Here is a 17,561-nt window from a genome sequence, read left to right on the forward strand (position 1 = left end):
CCATCTCGCCGATCTCGTCCTTGCGGCCAAGGCCCGGCAGCACCACGTCGAAATTGCCCGAGGCAAGCTCGCGCATCGCCTTGCACATCGCAATCATCGGACGCGAGATGCCGGTGCCGAGCAGGAAGGCCAGGACGGCGCCGAGCAGCGTGCCGCCAATGGCGAGCATCAGGACCAGGCGTTCAGTCTGCCCGATAGTTGCTTCCGACTCCGAATCCAGCCGCTGCTGGTCGGCGACGAGGTCCGCCTTCATGGCAGTCGCCCCCTGAAGGATCGCTACCGCCGAGCCGCTCATCTCGGTGACGAGCTCATCGACCATCTTGGCGTTGGCGATCAGCTTCTCCAGCGCCTCACGGTAGGCCGCCAGCAGACCCTTGGCGTCCTTCAGCCCGACGACGATCTTGTCGTCCATGGAATAGACCGCGCCGAGCGAATTCTCGACGAATTTCAGCCGCGCCAGCGCACTGGACGCGATTGCCTGGTCCGACGTCAGCACGAAATTGGTCGCAGCCGAGCTTGCGGTCTGGAACTGGGCATTGACCTGCTTGGTGCCGAACTCGATCGCCTGGGCCTCGGAATCGGAGGCGTTGTTGCCGATATCGTCGAGCTTGTACTTGAGGAGATTTGCGTTGCGCGTGAGCTGATTCTGCACCAGCAGCGCGCTGTCGCGCTTGGCCTGGAGCACCTTTGCGAAGGTCGCGGAGAAATTCGAAAACTCCTTGGCGAGCTTGTCCAGGCTCTCCTGCCGGGCCGGCTTCTTGGCACTCTTGACCGCCTGGCCAATGGCGTTCTTCAGGCTGGCCTCGGCATCCAGCGCTGTCTTGGCATCGTCCTCCTTGCCGGTGACGACGAAATATTTGACCGCCGAGCGGTAGGCGAGCAGTTCGCGGTCGATATTGCGGGCGAGATCGGCCTCCGTGACGCTGCTGCGGTAGGACCCGACACCGTACGAGACCCGTTCGAAGCCGAAATAGGCGAACGCCATACTGCCGGCGGAGATCACCAGCACCGCGGCAAAGCCGAGGATGATCTTGGCGCGGAACCTGAGGGTCGGAAATGTGGTGCGCTTCGACGGCGGCGCGATACGCCCGGACATTCCAACCCCCATCTTTATGAATAGCCCCGGTCCAGAGGCGCCCCGCCCCCAACCCGATGCGCAAAACTAAGGCAGAATCGATAAGGGGCGGTAAATTCGGCGCACAAGTGCAATTTTTGGCTTCATCAGCCGAAGACCGGGCGGGCGGGGGACGGACGGACGGCATCCCGCGCCGCGGTCCGTTTGGCCGACCCACCCGCGCAACTTATTGCGCGATCGTCGTGATCGATGACTTTTCCATGACCGGGGCGGCCAAAATCGTAGTTGCAAAGTTCCGGGTCGCTGGTCTCTAATTAGAAACAATCAAAATCAATCTCGGGAGGACTTCACCGTGTCTACAGTCAAACTGACAGTGAACGGCAAGGCTGTTGCCGTTGACGTCGAGGACCGCACCTTGCTGGTCCAGCTCCTGCGCGATCACCTCAACCTCACCGGGACCCATGTCGGCTGCGACACCAGCCAGTGCGGCGCCTGCGTCGTGCACATGGACGGCAAGGCGGTGAAATCCTGCACGATGCTGGCGGGACAGGCCGACGGCGCCAACGTCACCACCATCGAAGGCATCGCCAGGGGCGACGAGCTGCACCCCATGCAGGCCGCCTTCCGGGACAATCACGGCCTGCAGTGCGGCTATTGCACGCCGGGCATGATCATGTCGGCGATCGACATCGTGCACCGCCATGGTGGCGAGCTCGACGAGGCGACCGTCCGCCACGAGCTCGAAGGCAATATCTGCCGCTGCACCGGTTACCACAACATCGTCAAAGCCGTGCTGGATGCGGCCGGACGCATGAAGGTTTCGCAGGCGGCCGAGTAATACGGCTCGCCTCGAACAAGAATCACCACCGCCGCTTTCGATGGAAAGGGCGGGCAAAACAGAATTCCGGTCGGGAGGACAGGACATGGGTGTTGAAGGCATCGGCGCAAGCGTCGTGCGCAAGGAAGACAAGCGTTTCATCACCGGCAAGGGCCGGTACGTCGACGACATCAAATTGCAGGGCATGACCCATGCCCATTTCATCAGAAGCCCGCATGCGCATGCCAAGGTGAAGGGGATCGACTCCGCCGAGGCGCTGAAGATGCCGGGCGTGGTCGCGGTGCTTACCGGGCAGCAAATCGTCGACGACAAGGTCGGCAACCTCATCTGCGGCTGGGCCATCACGTCGAAGGACGGCAGCCCGATGAAGATGGGCGCATGGCCGGCGATGGCGCCGGAGACGGTGCGGTTCGTCGGTCAGGCCGTAGCGGTCGTGATCGCCGAGACCAAGAATCTCGCGCGCGATGCAGCCGAGGCCGTAGTCGTCGATTATGAGGAGCTGCCGGCGGTTGCCGACGTGCATGCCGCGATCAAGGCCGGCGCGCCGCAGCTTCATCCCGAGGCGCCCGGCAACCAGGTTTATGACTGGGTCATCGGCGATGAGGGCGCCACCGACGCCGCCTTCTCGAAGGCCGCCAATGTGGTCAAGCTCGACGTCACCAACAACCGCCTCGCGCCCAATGCGATGGAGCCGCGCGCGGCGATCGCCGATTACGATTCGGCGGAGGAGCATTTCACGCTCTACACGACGTCGCAGAATCCCCACGTCGCCCGCCTCGTGCTGTCGGCATTCTACAATATCGCGCCCGAGCACAAGCTGCGCGTGATCGCGCCCGACGTCGGCGGCGGCTTCGGCTCGAAGATCTTCATCTATCCCGAAGAGATGGTGGCGCTGTGGGCCTCGAAGAAAGTCGGCCGTCCCGTGAAATGGACCGGCGACCGCACCGAGGCCTTCCTCACCGACGCGCATGGCCGCGACCATGTCACCCATGCCGAGATGGCATTCGACGCCAACAACAATATCACCGGATTGAAGGTGAAGACCTATGCCAATTTCGGCGCCTACATGTCGCTATTCTCGTCGTCGGTCCCGACCTATCTCTACGCGACGCTGCTGTCGGGCCAGTACAACATCCCGGCGATCCATGCCGAGGTGATCGGGGTCTATACCAACACCACCCCGGTCGACGCCTATCGCGGCGCGGGCCGCCCCGAGGCGAGCTATCTGATCGAGCGGCTGATGGAGACGGCCGCGCGGCAGTTGAAGATCGATCCGGCCGCGCTGCGCCGGCAGAACTTCATCACCCAATTCCCGCACCAGACGCCCGTGATCATGGCCTATGACACCGGCGACTTTAACGCCTCGCTCGATGCCGCGATGCAGGCGATCGACTATGCCGGCTTCCCTGCCCGCAAGGCCAAGGCGAACGCCGGTGGCAAGCTGCGCGGCATCGGCGTGTCCTGCTACATTGAGGCCTGCGGCATCGCGCCGTCGAAGGCGGTCGGCAGTCTGGGCGCCGGCGTCGGCTTGTGGGAATCCGCCGAGGTGCGCGTCAACCCGGTCGGCACCATTGAGATCCTCACGGGCTCGCACAGCCACGGCCAGGGTCACGAGACCACGTTCTGCCAGCTCGTCGCGGAGCGACTCGGCGTTCCCATCAGCCAGGTCTCGATCGTCCATGGCGACACCGACAAGGTGCAGTTCGGCATGGGCACCTACGGCTCGCGCTCCGCGGCCGTCGGTCTCACCGCTATCCTCAAGGCCATGGAGAAGATGGAAGCCAAGGCCAAGAAGATCGCCGCGCATGCGCTGGAGGCATCGGAGGCCGACATCGTCATCGAGAATGGCGAGTTCAAGGTGACCGGCACCGACAAGGCGATCGCGCTGCCGATGGTCGCGCTCGCAGCCTACACCGCGCACAATCTGCCTGATGGGATGGAGCCGGGCCTGAAGGAGAGCGCCTTCTACGATCCGACCAACTTCACCTTCCCGGCAGGGGCGTACATCTGTGAGGTCGAGGTCGATCCCGGCACCGGCAAGACCTCCTTCGTCAACTTCGTCGCGGCCGACGATTTCGGCCGGCTGATCAACCCGATGATCGTCGAGGGCCAGGTCCATGGCGGTCTCGCCCAGGGCATCGGGCAGGCGCTGCTCGAGCACGCCATCTATGATGCCAACGGCCAGCCGGTCACGGCCTCGTTCATGGACTACTCCATGCCGCGCGCCGACGATTTGCCGTCGTTCAAGCTCTCCCACACCACGACGCTCTGCCCGGGCAATCCCTTGGGCATCAAGGGTTGCGGTGAGGCCGGCGCGATCGGCGCATCTGCGGCCGTGATCAACGCGATCACGGATGCGATCGGCAAGAACAATCTGGAAATGCCTGCCACCCCGGATCGGGTGTGGCGCACGATCCACGCGGCCTGAGAGGAGCTCAAAGATGTATCAGACCACTTATCATCGCGCCTCCTCGGTCGACGAGGCCGCCGCTCTCTTCGCGAAGGGTAGCGAGGCGAAATTTCTCGCCGGTGGCCAGACGCTGCTGCCGGTCATGAAGCAGCGGCTCGCCAGCCCGTCGGATGTGATCGATCTCGGCAAGATCAAGGAGCTGATCGGCATCGAGGTCTCGGGCGACACGCTGACCGTCAAGGCCGCGACACCGCATTACGACGTCGCGACCAGCGACGCCGTGAAGAAGGCGATACCCGCGCTTGCCTATCTGGCGTCGCTGATCGGCGATCCCGCCGTGCGATACCGCGGCACGATCGGCGGCTCGATCGCCAACAACGATCCCGCCGCGGATTATCCCGCCGCGCTGCTCGCGCTCGGCGCCACCGTGAAGACCAACAAGCGGTCGATTGCGGCGGAGGATTTCTTCAAGGGCCTGTTCACGACCGCCCTCGAGGACGGTGAGATCATCACGTCGGTGTCGTTCCCGGTTCCGCAGAAGGCGGGCTACGCCAAGATGCCGCATCCCGCCTCGCGCTTCGCGCTCACCGCCGTCTTCGTCGCGCAGACGAAAACGGGCGAGATCCGCGTCGCCGCGACCGGTGCTTCACAGAGCGGCGTGATGCGGGTGTCCGCGATCGAGGCCGCGCTGAAGGCGAACTGGTCGCCGTCAGCCATCGACGGCGTGAGCATTTCGGCAAGCAACCTGCTGTCAGATATCCACGGCACAGCGGAGTATCGCGCGAACTTGATCAAGGTGATGGCGCAACGCGCCGTAGCCGCAGCGAGCTGATAGCGCCTGAACGCAAATTTTCCGCGGCGCGCACTTCGGTGCGCGCCGTTTTTATTTGGGCTATGCGGCATGAAAACCGCTTGCCTCGCTGGCGTGAAGGCGGGAGAAGTTAATCGGCCAATTAACTCGTCTGGCAGAGGAACGCCCTGGCGCTTGCCGGACCATCAGCAATCCGCGCCTCGGATCCGAGGAAACAAAAACGTGCTCGACAAATCAGCCCAGGAAAAATCAGAAGGCTCCTCCGTCCGCACCTTCGGCCCGCTTTCAGGCTTCCGCATCGTCGAATTCGCCGGCATCGGCCCGGGTCCGTTCGCCTGCATGATGCTGGCCGACATGGGCGCCGAGGTCGTTACCCTCGATCGCGTCGGCGCGAAGAAGAGCATGAAGTCGGTGGCCGGACGCGGCCGCAAGGTGGTCGAGCTCGACCTCAAGGACAAGGCGGCAATCGCGGAGGTGCTCGAGCTGCTTGCCAACGCCGACGCGCTGGTCGAAGGCTTTCGCCCCGGCGTGATGGAGCGGCTCGGGCTCGGCCCTGACGTGGTGCTCGCCCGCAATCCAAAGCTCGTCTACGGCCGCATGACCGGCTGGGGCCAGGAAGGCCCGCTCGCCAACGCCGCCGGCCACGACATCAATTACATCTCGATCACCGGCGCGCTCGCCGCGATCGGCACCAAAGAAGCGCCGGTGCCGCCGCTCAACCTGGTCGGCGATTTCGGCGGCGGCGCGCTCTATCTCGTCGTCGGCGTGCTCGCCGCGCTCTTGGAAGCCTCGAGGTCGGGGAAGGGCCAGGTGGTCGATGCCGCAATGTGCGACGGCGCGGCATCGCTGATGTCGTTCTTCTTCGACATGACCACGATCGGCCGCTGGACCGAAGGCCGCAACCAGAATTTCCTGGATGGTGGCGCCCATTTCTACGGCGTCTATGAATGCGCCTGCGGCCATTTCGTCTCGATCGGCTCGATCGAACCGCAGTTCTATGCGCTGCTGCGCGAGCACGCAGGGCTGACCGACGCCGATTTCGACGCGCAGATGGACCGCAAGGCCTGGCCCGCGCTGAAGGAGAAGCTGAAGGCGGTGTTCAAGAGCAAGACGCGCGAGGACTGGTGCAAGATCATGGAAGGCACCGACATCTGCTTCGCGCCGGTGCTGACCATGTCGGAAGCAACCGAACATCCGCACATGGTCGCTCGACAGGTGTTCGTCGAGCGCCACGGCGTGAAACAGCCGGCGCCGGCGCCCAGGTTTTCCCGGACGCCATCGGCGGTGCGCGAACCTGAGGCGGCAGAGATCGGGGCGGTGATGAAGGCGTGGAAGGCGGGACGCTAGCCACGCCCTCCGCTGTCGTCCCGGACAAGCGCGCCCCAAGCGCGCGCCGATCCGGGATCCATAACCACAGGGAGAGGTTTGGCGAAGACCCGGCGCTCGGTACTCCTACCAACCGCAATCGATAGATTCCGCGGTATGGGTCCCGGATCTACGCGCGCTCGGGGCGCGCTTGTCCGGGACGACAACTTTGTTTGACGCGCTAATACGCCTAACGGCAGCGCCGTAGAGCAGTGGCCTAAGCCGCCGTATCCACCTTCAGCACCCCACGCCGGATCTGGTCTTCCTCGATCGACTCGAACAGGGCCTTGAAATTGCCCTCGCCAAAGCCGTCATCGCCCTTGCGCTGGATGAACTCGAAGAAGATCGGGCCGATCGCGTTGGCCGAGAAGATCTGGAGCAGCACCTTGGTCTGGCCGCCGTCGACGACGCCCTCGCCGTCGATCAGGATGCCATTCTTCTGAAGTCGCGCAACGTCCTCGCCATGCTTGGGCAGACGGGCGTCGATCCGCTCGAAATAGGTGGCGGGCGGAGCCGGCATGAACGGCAGGCCGGTGTCGCGCAGGCCTTCGATCGTGCTGTAGATGTCGCGGCAGCCGCAGGCGATGTGCTGTATGCCTTCGCCGCGATAGATCTTCAGATATTCCTCGATCTGGCCGGAATCACCGGCGTCCTCGTTGATCGGAATCCGGATCTTGCCGTCCGGGCTCGTCAGCGCCCGCGAGAACAGACCCGACGCACGTCCTTCGATGTCGAAGAAGCGGATCTGGCGGAAATTGAAGAGCTTCTCATAGAAGCCGGTCCAGACATCCATGCGGCCGCGATGGACGTTATGGGTGAGGTGGTCGAGATAGAACAGGCCGGCACCTTCGGGACGCGGATCGCGAGCGCCGAGCCAATCGAACTCGGCATCATAGGCCGAACTCTTGGCGCCATAGCGATCGACGAAATAGAGCAGGCTGCCGCCGATGCCCTTGATCGCAGGAACGTCGAGCGTCTTCCGCGCGGATGACACGTCGGCCGGTTCGGCGCCGAGCGCAACCGCCCGATCATGAGCCGCCTTGGCATCGACGACGCGGAACGCCATCGACGGCGCGCAGGGGCCATGCGCGGCGACAAAGTCATAACCGTGGGTGCCTGGCTCCTCGTTGACGAGATAGTTGATGTCGCCCTGGCGATAGACCGTGATTGCCTTGCTCTTGTGGCGCGCGACGGGCGCATAGCCCATCAGCTTGAACAGCGCGTGCAGCTCTTGCGAATTGGGGTGCGCGTACTCGACGAACTCGAACCCGTCAGTGCCCATCGGATTGTCGGCACTGATCGTGGCCGGCGGTGCATCGTGCGGAAACGGACCCATGCTGCTCTCCCAAATTGCTGCTGCCCTGAACTATCCTTCATCAAGCGCGCAAGGAGCGTGCAAACGGGATGCAGTTTCGCTACCATACGCACAGTTTGTGCATGGATTGGGCATTTCGCGCATGATTCCGGTAGACGCCTTCGACCTCAAGATTCTGAACTCACTCCAGGACAACGGCCGCCTCACCAACCAGGAGCTTGCCGAGCTCGCGGGCCTCTCGGCCTCGCAATGCTCGCGGCGCCGGATGCGGCTGGAGGAGGAGAAGGTGATCGCGGGCTACCACGCCGACCTCTCCAGCGAGGCGCTCGGCTTCGGCGTGGTCGCCTTCATCCAGGTGACGCTGGCCACGCACTCGCCGGACAATTCCAAGCGCTTCCGCACGCTTGTGAACCGCATCGACGAGATCCAGGAGGCCTATTCGCTGACAGGCGATGCCGATTACGTGTTGAAGGCCGTGCTGCGCGACCTCAAGGGCCTGTCCAACCTCGTCAACGACGTGCTGATGCCGCACCAGAGCGTGGCGCATGTGCGCTCCTCGATCGTGCTTGATAGGCTGAAGGAGAGCACGCGGCTGCCGCTGAAGGAGCTGAAGGCTGGCTGAAATCGAGGGAAATGCGGCATTCGCGATTCCTGCCTGATTTGCGATGATGCGTTCGCTTCGAGCGAGGGCTTTCGAGATGGCGCTGCAACTCCGACCGAATTGCGAGTATTGCGACCGCGACCTGCCGCCGAACGCAACGGATGCGCGGATCTGCTCCTATGAATGCACGTTCTGCGCGGAGTGTGTCGAGACGAAGCTGTCCAACGTCTGCCCGAACTGCGGCGGCGGCTTTGCCCCGCGTCCGATCCGCCCCACGCAGGAGTGGCGACCGGGCGTATGCGTGACGAAGCAGGCACCGTCGGACAAGCGAGTGCATCTCAAGCACAGTGTCGAGGACGTCGCGGCGCATTGCACGAGGATACGTGAGGTGCCGCCGGAGAAGCGGTAAAGATGCCTCCACATCGTCATTGCGAGGAGCCCTTCGCGACGAAGCAATCCAGATTGCCTCTGCGGAAAGATTCTGGATTGCTTCGCTGCGCTCGCAATGACGGAGTGGGTGGCGACAACCGAGCCTCACTCCGCCGGCAAAATCGTCCCCTCGACCTCGCCGAAGCCGATGCGGTAGCCGTTGCCCTGGCACCAGCCGCGCATGACGAGGCTGTCGCCGTCTTCCAGGAACGAACGCTTGGCGCCGCCGGGCAGCTCGACCGGCTCGGTGCCGTTCCAGCTGATTTCGAGCAAACTGCCGCGCTGATTCCTCTCCGGGCCGGAAATGGTGCCGGACCCCAGGAGATCGCCGACGTTCATTGCGCAGCCGCTCGACGCATGATGCATCAGTTGCTGCACCGACGACCAGTACATGTATTTGAAGTTGGTGCGGCTGATGCGCGTTGGCGCATTCGCGCTGCCCGGGCGCAAGGAGACATCGAGCTCGATGCTGTAGTTCTGCGCCTTGAGCTGCTTGAGATAATCCAGCGGCTCCGGCTCCTGCTCCGGTCCTGCCAGTCGGAACGGCTCCAGCGCCTCGCGCGTCACCACCCACGGGCTGATCGAGGTCGCAAACGCCTTGGCGAGGAACGGGCCGAGCGGCACATATTCCCATTGCTGGATGTCGCGCGCGCTCCAGTCGTTGAGCAGCACGAAGCCGAAGATCATCTCCTCGGCCTGGGCTTCGCTCAGCATGCCGCCCATCGGCGAGGACTGCCCGACCACCACACCCATCTCCAGCTCGAAATCGAGCCGCTTGCACGGCGCGAAGCTCGGCACCTCGACTGACGGCGGTTTCAACTGCCCGCGCGGTCGCTTCACTTTCGTGCCGCTGACAACGACGGTCGAGGCACGGCCGTTATAGCCGATCGGCATATAGAGCCAGTTCGGTTGCAGCGCATTGTCCTTTCCGCGGAACATCACGCCGACATTGGTGGCGTGCTCCTTCGACGAATAGAAATCGGTGTAGCCGGAGACCGCGAAGGGCATGTGCATTGTCACATCCGCCATTGGCACCAGCACCCGCGCACGCAGTTCCCTGTTGTCACGCAGCTCCGGATGATCGGCCCGCAACAGCTCGCTGATCCGCGCCCGCGTCTTCGACCAGACCTTGGGACCGAGTGCCATGAAGGCATTGAGCGAGGGTGCGGAGAACAGGCCGAGCGGCCCGACATCGAGCCGCGAGTCTTGCTCGAGCTCCCAGAGATCCAGCACGTAATTGCCGATGGCGACGCCGACGCGGGGCGTCGGACTGGCCGCGGTCGAGAACATGCCGTAGGGCAGGTTCTGGATCGGGAAGTCGGAAGCGGCATCGACGTCGATGAAGGAGCGGAGGCTGGGATCGTTGGGATGCGTCGTCACTTTTGGCCCGGTCCTTTCTTCCTTCTCCCCTTGTGGGAGAAGGTGGCATAGGCGGCCTCCGGCCGCCGTCACTTAAGAACGCCGAAGCGAAGCTTCGGCTACGGCGCCGGATGAGGGGTTCTATCCGCTTGTCCGAATGAGAGAGGTTCTCTCGCGGAGACAGACCCCTCACCCGTCTCGCCGCTACGCGGCGAGACACCCTCTCCCACAAGGGGAGAGGGTAAGAGAAACTACGGCCGGTTCGGATCGAACCGCTTTTCCAACCCCTTCCAGCAATCTGCATAGTCATCCTGCAACGTCGCGGCGCTCGCGGCATGCGCCGTCACGCGCTGCGGATAGCGCGTCTCGAACATGAAGGCCATGGTGCCCGTCAGCTTCACCGGCTTCAATTCGCCGTTGCTGGCGTGCTCGAAGGCGTCGCGGTCCGGCCCGTGCGGCAGCATGCAATTGTGCAGGCTCATGCCGCCGGGGACGAAGCCTTGCGGCTTGGCGTCATAGACGCCGTAGATCAGACCCATGAACTCGCTCATGATGTTCATGTGATACCAGGGCGGACGGAAGGTGTTTTCCGCGACCAGCCAGCGCTCGGGGAAGATGACGAAATCGATATTCGCGGTGCCCGCCGTCTCCGACGGCGAGGTCAGCACCGTGAAGATCGAGGGATCCGGATGGTCGAAGCTGATCGCGCCGACCGGCGAGAACGTGCGCAAATCGTATTTGTAGGGCGCGTAATTGCCGTGCCAGGCGACGACATCGATCGGTGAGTGCGGCAGTGTGGTCCTGAACAGCGCACCGCCCCATTTCACGAACAGCTCGGTCGGCGTGTCCTTGTCCTCGTAGTGCGCGACCGGGGTAAGGAAGTCGCGCGCATTGGCAAGGCAATTGGCGCCGATTGGCCCGCGTTCCGGCAGCGTGAAGGCGCCGCCATAGTTCTCGCAGAGATAGCCGCGCGCCGGTCCGTTCGGAATCTCGACGCGGAATTTGACGCCACGCGGGACCACCACGATCTCGCCGGGCTCGGCGTCGATGCGACCGAACTCGGTGACGAGGCGCAAGATTCCGTGCTGGAGCACGAACATCATCTCGCCGTCGGCATTGTAGAAATGCTGGTCCACCATCGACTTGGTGATGAGATAGACATGCGCGGCCATGCCGGCCTGCGTGTTGACGTCACCGGCCGTGGTCATGGTCTGCACGCCCTGGAGGAAGGTCATGTCCTCCTTCGGGATCGGTGTCGGGTCCCAGCGCAGTTGCGCGATCGGCAAATCGTTTTCGTGGCACGGCGCTGAGCGCCACAGGCCGGCGTCAACCTTCTCGAAGCGTCCCGAATGCTTCACCGACGGGCGGATGCGATAGAGCCATGAGCGCTCGTTGGTGCCGCGCGGTGCGGTAAAGGGCGAACCCGAAAGCTGCTCGGCATAGAGCCCGTAGGCGCAGCGCTGCGGCGAGTTGCGCCCGATCGGCAGTGCGCCCGGCAGCGCCTCCGTCTCAAAGCTGTTGCCGAAGCCGGACATATAGCCCGGCGTGACCTGTGCGGTGCTGCGAACGATCTGATCGGGCGAGGTATTGATGTTCATGATGATCCTCCTCCTTGCAGGGCGGCCCACATCTCCTGGTCGCGCTTGTCGGTCCAGATCACGGGATCGTCGATCCCCGAGGCCTCGTCGAAGGCGCGCGACACGTTGAACGGCAGGCAGTGCTCGTAAATGGCGAAGCTCGAAAACTTGGGATCCATCACCTCGCGCGCCGCCGCCATCGTTTCCTTCAGCGTACGGCTCTTGGCGACGGAGATCTCAGCGGCACCGTAGAGCGTGGTAACGAAATCACGTGTCATCGCGATGGCCTCGCGGCCGGTGGCCAAACCCTTGAGTGCGTCGCCACGGCCCGGCGCGATCGCCTTGGGATTGAAGTTGCGGATCTCGTTCAGCGTCAGCGGCCATTCGCGCAGATGCGCGTCGCCGCAATAGCAAGCCGAGTGGTATTCGATGAGGTCGCCGGAGAACATGACTTCGGCGTCCGGCACCCAGGCAACGATATCGCCGGAGGTGTGCCCCGCGCCGAGCTGCATCAGCCGTACCTCGCGCTTGCCGAGATAGATCGACATCTCGCCTTCGAAAGTCAGCGTCGGCCAGGTCAGGCCGGGAATGCTCGCCGCATCCTGGAACAGGCGCGGGAAGCGGCCGTACTCGGAATCCCAGTCCTGCTGGCCGCGCTCTTCGATGAGGCGATAGGTCTCCTGCGAGGCAACGATGCCCTGCGCCTTGTAGGCGGATGCGCCGAGAACGCGCACGGCGTGATAATGCGACAGCACGACGTATTTGATCGGCTTGTCGGTGACGGCGCGCACGCGCTCGATCACCTTGTTGGCCATCGCGGGCGTGGCCTGAGCGTCGAACACGAGGCAGCCGTCGTCGCCGACGATGACAGCGCTGTTCGGATCGCCTTCGGCAGTGAAGGCGTAGAGATCGGTGCCGATCTCGGAGAAAGTGACCTTCTTCTCGGAGAGATCGCCGGTGGATGCGAAGTTCTTCGCCATCAATTCATCCTTTGAGAGCTTGCTATTGTTGTTGCTGTTGTTGCTGCTGACCGTCGATCATGCGGCGCTTCGCCAACGCGATCGCTTCCCGCAGCAGGTCGATGTCGCCGATATGGTTGGCGAGGATCAGCACCAGCGCGGCGTCGACATCGGCGCTCTGCTCGTCCGTGAGGCCGCGATGCGCCTCGACGATGGCGCGAAAGGCGTCATCGGGCCGTGCAAAATTGGAGGTGGTGGACAACGGCATGCAGTGACCTCAATTCAAGCACTTTAGTTCAAGCCTTGGGCCCGCGACAGCGCCGCCGAAAGGCCGGCGCGCGTCGGGTGGCGGAAGCGTGCCGCGACGTAGCCATCCGGCCTGAGCAGATAGGTGGAGCCGGGCTCCGCGTCGTAGCGCCTTGCGACAAGACTCGCCGGATCTGCCAGACCGCCCGCGCCGATGCGGATGTCCTTGACACCGTCAAGGGTTTCGATCGCTGCTCCATTCCTGAACGACAGCAAGGTGAACTCCGTTCCGCCCTCGCGGAACGCGTCCGTCAGATAGGCCTGCCCGCCCACGTCGGCCGCAATGGGCGCATCGAGCATGGAACAACCGGGCTGCGGTCCGCCGCGCCATGCATCGACATCGGGCGATGACAGCGGCGTGTCGTAGCTGCATGGCACCGAGAGCCGCCCGCCATTGACCATGCGCTTGCCGAACTCTGTCTCCTTCGCCAGCGACAGCACCGCCTTGCGCAGCCGCGCTTCCTGCGACGTATTCGGCGCCATGAAATCGGTCGATCGGGTGGACTCGCGGATGTTCTCGTCAGCCGCCTTGCTGCGTTCGACATGGTAGCTTTCAAGCAGACGGGTGGGCGATGCCCCGCGCAACACGCGGTCAAGCTTCCAGGCGAGATTTTCCGCGTCTTCGAGCCCTGAGTTGGCACCGCGCGCGCCGAACGGCGAGACCTGATGCGCGGAATCGCCAGCGAAGAGTACTCGGCCATGGATGAAGCGGTCCATTCGCCGGCACTGGAATTTATAGAGCGAGATCCACTCGAACTCGAAATTGTCATGCCCCAGCATGCGGGCGATGCGCGGCCGCACGTTCTCCGGCTTCTTCTCGACTACGGGATCGGCATAGCGATTGAGCTGAAGGTCGATACGCCAGATATCGTCGGGCTGCCGGTGCAACAGCGCGGAACGGCCGGCATGGAACGGCGGATCGAACCAGAACCAGCGTTCGGTCGGAAATTCCGCGGTCATCTTCACGTCGGCGATCAGGAACTGGTCCTCGAACACCTGCCCGGCGAAGTCGGCGCCGACCATCTGGCGCAGCGTGGATCGCGCACCGTCGCAGGCAATGACATACTGTGCATGCACGCGGTAGGCACCTTCGGGCGTCTCGATCGTCAGCGCGACGGAATCATTGCGTTGCTCCAGCGCCGTCACCTTGTTACGCCAGCGCAGGTCGATTTCCGGTAAATCATTGATGCGATCGACCAGATAGGCCTCTGCGTAATATTGCTGGAGGTTGATGAAGGCCGGCCGCTTGTGGCCATCCTCCGGCAGCAAGTTGAACTGATAGAGCTGGGAGTCGCCGTGAAAGATCCGGCCGACGCTCCAGACCACGCCCTTCTCGACCATGCGGTCGCCGACGCCAAGCCGGTCCCAATATTCCAGCGATCGCTTCGAGAAGCAGATCGCGCGCGAGCCTTCGCCAATGCGATCGGCATCATCCAGAAGCACCACGCGCTGGCCGCGCTGCGCGAGATCGATCGCCAGCGACAGCCCGACCGGGCCTGCGCCGACAACCACGACCGCATGCTCGGCCGGACTTCGGCCGGAGCGATCCTGGTCGGGGTGACGGCGATAACCGAACTGGGTCTTGGCCTGTTGGGTGTTGGCCTGTTGGCTCTTGGCCTGCGCCATGCGCTAAACCTCGGCTCTGGTCAGAAGAGGGCTGCTCTGCTATATAGTCTCACGTGCAACTATTTTGGACCGGAGCTAGCCGGCCGTCAACTGGAATTCGGAGCGCATTCTTGGCGAGGACATCAGACACTGCGCTGAAGGCACGAGAAGCGGACGAGGCATCGCCGAAAGCCAAGGCGGGGTTCAAGGCGGGGTTCAAGGCGCGGCTCGACCTGTTCAGGTTCGTGCCGTTCCGCCTGAACCGGCTCGCGGCGGAAGTGAGTTCCGCGCTCGCGGTCGAGTATCAGGAGCGTCACGGCCTCGACATTCCGGCCTGGCGCGTGATTGCCACGCTCGGCTTTCGCAACGATGCCTGTAGCGCGCAATACATCGCGCAATGCACCCGTACCCATAAGTCCACCATCAGCCGCGCGGTGACGGCGCTGCTGCATCAAGATCTGATCGAGCGCGTCGAGAACGAAGCCGACCGCCGCGAATTCCGCCTGCAACTGACGAAGAAGGGCCGCGCGCTCTACGAGGAGCTGTTTCCGCAATTGCTGCGGCGGGAGGACGAGATCCTTGCCTGCCTCTCCGTGCAGGAGCGCAAGCAATTGTCGGCTCTGCTCGGCAAGATCGAAGAGAGCCTCGACCTGATCCAGACCAGCGAAGAGGCCGACGCCAAGCAGGCGTATTGATTGGCCACCCCTCGCATTGACACCAACCCCTCATCATGAGGAGCGCGCTCTTGCGCGCGTCTCGAAGGATGAAGGCCGAGGTGTAGCAGCGGGGCCTTCATGGTTCGAGACGGCGCTTCGCGCCTCCTCACCATGAGGATCACCTCGCAAACGATCTCGACGGCGGCAGATGCAGCGCCCAGGCGTCGACCTTGTCGCTGGCGCGCGGATAGATCTCCGTCACGATCGGATCATGCCCGGGAATGAACCGGTCGGGATGGCCGGCGAGGCGCTCGATCGTCTCCCAGCCCTGCGCCATGTCGCCGACATTGTAGACGATCGGGAACGGGCTCCGGCGCTGCAGATTGGCGTAGTAATGCGCGGCGTCAGAGGCGAGCACCACCGGCCCGCGCGCGGTCTCGACCCTGACAACCTGCAGACCGTCAGAATGGCCGCCGACGCGGTGCACGGTGACGCCGGGCGCGACCTCGCCGTCGCCGGAATAGAACGTGACGCGCTCGCCATAGACGTGGCGCACCATCTGCGTGACGTGCTCGACCGAGAACGGATGTCGCAGCAGGCCGTTGCACATGCAGCGACCCGTCGCGTAAGCCATCTCGCGCTCCTGGAGATGGAAGCGGGCATTGGCAAAGCGATCGAGATTGCCGGCATGATCGTAATGCAGATGTGTCACGATGATGTCGCGGATGCCTGATGCCACGACGCCAAAGCGCTCCAGCGCATTGACCGGATTGAGCGTCAACTTGCGCGCCCGCGCGGTGGCCTCCTCGGCATTGAAGCCGGTATCCACCAGGATATCGCGCCCGCGGCCGCGGACCAGCCAAACGAAGTAGTCGAGATCCTGCGCCGCGCTGTCATGCGGATCCGGCGCGAGGAAGTTCATGCTCGGGGTGCGCGGCGACATCGTCGCATAGCGCAGTGCGTAGACTTCGTAGACGTTTCCCATGGTTTTGTTCTTGGCTTTATTCTTGGCTTCGCTTTTCTTCTGAATGGACCATCAGGGGCGTTCGATCCCAGCAAGCCATTGTCCGCCGCAAAGGTCAAACACCGCTGGTTGCGAAGGACGCCGGCCCGCAATGTGAGACCAATCACATTTTTGTAGCCATGACTGCCCTAACATCACTGCACAATGCCCAACCAGAATGCGTCGAGCGCAACCGTGGCTGCCCGTTTATTCCCCTCGCAACGCGCCCCTGCGTCGTGGTTAATTGTCGCGATAACGCCGAATCTGCAAGCGGTTGACGCCCCCCTTCCCCGGTTTGATAATGCCCATTGCGTAAGTTAAGGTCGCCGCGGCGCAAGCTGGGAACGGCGCCTTTTTGGCTGGACCGCGCTGATTATGAAAATTCGCCTCCTTTTTCTGCTGCCATTGCTCGTTTCGCTGGTCCCGACCGCGCCATCCTGGGCGGCCAGCGATCGCTATGCGCTGGTCATAGGCAATGCCAAATATCCAGACGCGGACGCCCCGCTCAAGGAACCGCTCAACGACGCGCGGGACATCGCCGACGAGCTCAAGCGCGACGGCTTTTCTGTCGAAATCGGCGAAAACCTGACCAGTGACGGCATGCGCCGTGCCTTCGAGAAGCTCTACGGCAAGATCAAGCCGGGCTCGGTGGCGCTGGTGTTCTTCAGCGGCTTCGGCATCCAGTCGGCGCGCCAGAGCTACATGCTTCCGGTCGATGCGCAGATCTGGACCGAGTCGGACGTGCGCCGCGACGGTTTTAGCCTGGAGATGGTCCTTGGCGAGCTCAATACCCGCGGCGCCGGAGTCAAGATCGCGCTGATCGACGCCTCCAGGCGCAATCCGTTCGAGCGCCGGTTCCGCAGTTTCTCGGCCGGCCTGACGCCGGTCATCGCGCCGAACGGCACCCTGGTGATGTATTCGGCGGCGCTGGCCTCCGTGGTCTCCGATGCCGGCGGCGACCACAGCCTGTTCGTCCAGGAATTGTTGAAGGAAATCCGCGTCCCCGACCTGATGGCGGAAGAAACGCTGAATCGCACCAAAATGGGCGTCACCCGCGCCTCCCGCGGCGAGCAGGTGCCGTGGATTTCTTCTTCGCTGGCCGAGGATTTTTCGTTCATTCCGGGTGCCAGTGGATCGCGCCCGTCGGCAACGACACCGCCGCCACCACCCGCTCCGCCCCCTGTGGTCGCGAACAATCCGCCCGCTCCACCGTCGCCGCCTCCGGCATCGAAGCCAGAGACGACCGTTGCGC

16 protein-coding genes are annotated in these 17,561 nt (G+C 63.5%); 8 read left to right on the top strand and 8 right to left on the bottom strand.

Going from position 1 to position 17,561, the window contains the following annotated elements; all coding sequences use genetic code 11:
- Window positions 1-1,096: HAMP domain-containing protein (locus FXV83_RS36210; RefSeq protein WP_148744326.1), on the bottom strand; the 1,096-nt coding region annotated here is incomplete at its 3' end.
- A gap of 331 nt (window positions 1,097-1,427) precedes the next feature.
- Here FXV83_RS36210 and FXV83_RS36215 point away from each other — a divergent pair.
- The 4 genes from FXV83_RS36215 to FXV83_RS36230 all read left to right on the top strand — a co-directional run bounded on the left by FXV83_RS36215 (window position 1,428) and on the right by FXV83_RS36230 (window position 6,481).
- Window positions 1,428-1,913 (top strand): (2Fe-2S)-binding protein, encoded by a 486-nt coding sequence (locus tag FXV83_RS36215; protein ID WP_148744328.1) that lies wholly within the window; start codon window positions 1,428-1,430, stop codon window positions 1,911-1,913.
- Between the two features lie 85 nt (window positions 1,914-1,998).
- A complete protein-coding gene (locus FXV83_RS36220) occupies window positions 1,999-4,341 on the top strand; it encodes a xanthine dehydrogenase family protein molybdopterin-binding subunit (protein ID WP_148744330.1) in 2,343 nt (780 codons plus the stop codon).
- A gap of 13 nt (window positions 4,342-4,354) precedes the next feature.
- Window positions 4,355-5,155, top strand: coding sequence for an FAD binding domain-containing protein (locus FXV83_RS36225; protein ID WP_148744332.1), 801 nt, complete (start codon window positions 4,355-4,357; stop codon window positions 5,153-5,155).
- A 201-nt stretch (window positions 5,156-5,356) separates the two neighbouring features.
- On the top strand, window positions 5,357-6,481 hold the full coding sequence (locus FXV83_RS36230; RefSeq protein WP_148744334.1) for a CaiB/BaiF CoA transferase family protein: 1,125 nt from the start codon (window positions 5,357-5,359) through the stop codon (window positions 6,479-6,481).
- Window positions 6,482-6,716: 235 nt separating this feature from the next.
- Here the strand turns inward: FXV83_RS36230 and hppD are convergent, their stop codons facing one another.
- Window positions 6,717-7,835, bottom strand: a complete 1,119-nt coding sequence (hppD, locus tag FXV83_RS36240; RefSeq protein WP_148744336.1) for a 4-hydroxyphenylpyruvate dioxygenase — start codon at window positions 7,833-7,835, stop codon at window positions 6,717-6,719.
- Window positions 7,836-7,956: 121 nt separating this feature from the next.
- On the opposite strand from hppD, the gene FXV83_RS36245 reads away from it, so the two are divergent.
- Both FXV83_RS36245 and FXV83_RS36250 read left to right on the top strand, forming a co-directional pair.
- On the top strand, window positions 7,957-8,436 hold the full coding sequence (locus FXV83_RS36245) for an Lrp/AsnC family transcriptional regulator (protein ID WP_187436407.1): 480 nt from the start codon (window positions 7,957-7,959) through the stop codon (window positions 8,434-8,436).
- 76 nt (window positions 8,437-8,512) lie between these two features.
- The gene (locus FXV83_RS36250) at window positions 8,513-8,824 is read left to right on the top strand and encodes a DUF1272 domain-containing protein (protein ID WP_148744340.1); all 312 of its coding nucleotides are present in this window, start codon (window positions 8,513-8,515) and stop codon (window positions 8,822-8,824) included.
- A gap of 125 nt (window positions 8,825-8,949) precedes the next feature.
- Here FXV83_RS36250 and fahA read toward each other — a convergent pair whose 3' ends face one another.
- From fahA to FXV83_RS36275, 5 genes are all read right to left on the bottom strand, one after another.
- On the bottom strand, window positions 8,950-10,224 hold the full coding sequence (gene fahA, locus FXV83_RS36255; protein WP_148744342.1) for a fumarylacetoacetase: 1,275 nt from the start codon (window positions 10,222-10,224) through the stop codon (window positions 8,950-8,952).
- Window positions 10,225-10,454: 230 nt separating this feature from the next.
- Window positions 10,455-11,801: a homogentisate 1,2-dioxygenase gene (hmgA, locus tag FXV83_RS36260; RefSeq protein WP_187436408.1), complete on the bottom strand. Its 1,347-nt coding sequence runs from the start codon at window positions 11,799-11,801 to the stop codon at window positions 10,455-10,457.
- Window positions 11,798-12,760, bottom strand: coding sequence for an MBL fold metallo-hydrolase (locus tag FXV83_RS36265; RefSeq protein WP_148744347.1), 963 nt, complete (start codon window positions 12,758-12,760; stop codon window positions 11,798-11,800). The genes hmgA and FXV83_RS36265 overlap by 4 nt, the downstream gene beginning before the upstream one ends.
- A 22-nt stretch (window positions 12,761-12,782) precedes the next feature.
- On the bottom strand, window positions 12,783-13,007 hold the full coding sequence (locus FXV83_RS36270; RefSeq protein ID WP_148744348.1) for a DUF2783 domain-containing protein: 225 nt from the start codon (window positions 13,005-13,007) through the stop codon (window positions 12,783-12,785).
- Window positions 13,008-13,030: 23 nt separating this feature from the next.
- Window positions 13,031-14,671: an FAD-dependent oxidoreductase gene (locus FXV83_RS36275; protein WP_148744350.1), complete on the bottom strand. Its 1,641-nt coding sequence runs from the start codon at window positions 14,669-14,671 to the stop codon at window positions 13,031-13,033.
- Window positions 14,672-14,781: 110 nt separating this feature from the next.
- On the opposite strand from FXV83_RS36275, the gene FXV83_RS36280 reads away from it, so the two are divergent.
- On the top strand, window positions 14,782-15,345 hold the full coding sequence (locus FXV83_RS36280) for a MarR family winged helix-turn-helix transcriptional regulator (RefSeq protein ID WP_148744352.1): 564 nt from the start codon (window positions 14,782-14,784) through the stop codon (window positions 15,343-15,345).
- 139 nt (window positions 15,346-15,484) lie between these two features.
- Here the strand turns inward: FXV83_RS36280 and FXV83_RS36285 are convergent, their stop codons facing one another.
- The gene (locus FXV83_RS36285) at window positions 15,485-16,291 is read right to left on the bottom strand and encodes an N-acyl homoserine lactonase family protein (RefSeq protein ID WP_187436409.1); all 807 of its coding nucleotides are present in this window, start codon (window positions 16,289-16,291) and stop codon (window positions 15,485-15,487) included.
- 393 nt (window positions 16,292-16,684) lie between these two features.
- On the opposite strand from FXV83_RS36285, the gene FXV83_RS36290 reads away from it, so the two are divergent.
- A partial coding sequence (locus FXV83_RS36290) for a caspase family protein (protein WP_148744356.1) occupies window positions 16,685-17,561 on the top strand: 877 nt, incomplete at its 3' end.

It is taken from the genome of Bradyrhizobium hipponense (assembly GCF_008123965.1).
Taxonomy (GTDB): domain Bacteria; phylum Pseudomonadota; class Alphaproteobacteria; order Rhizobiales; family Xanthobacteraceae; genus Bradyrhizobium; species Bradyrhizobium hipponense.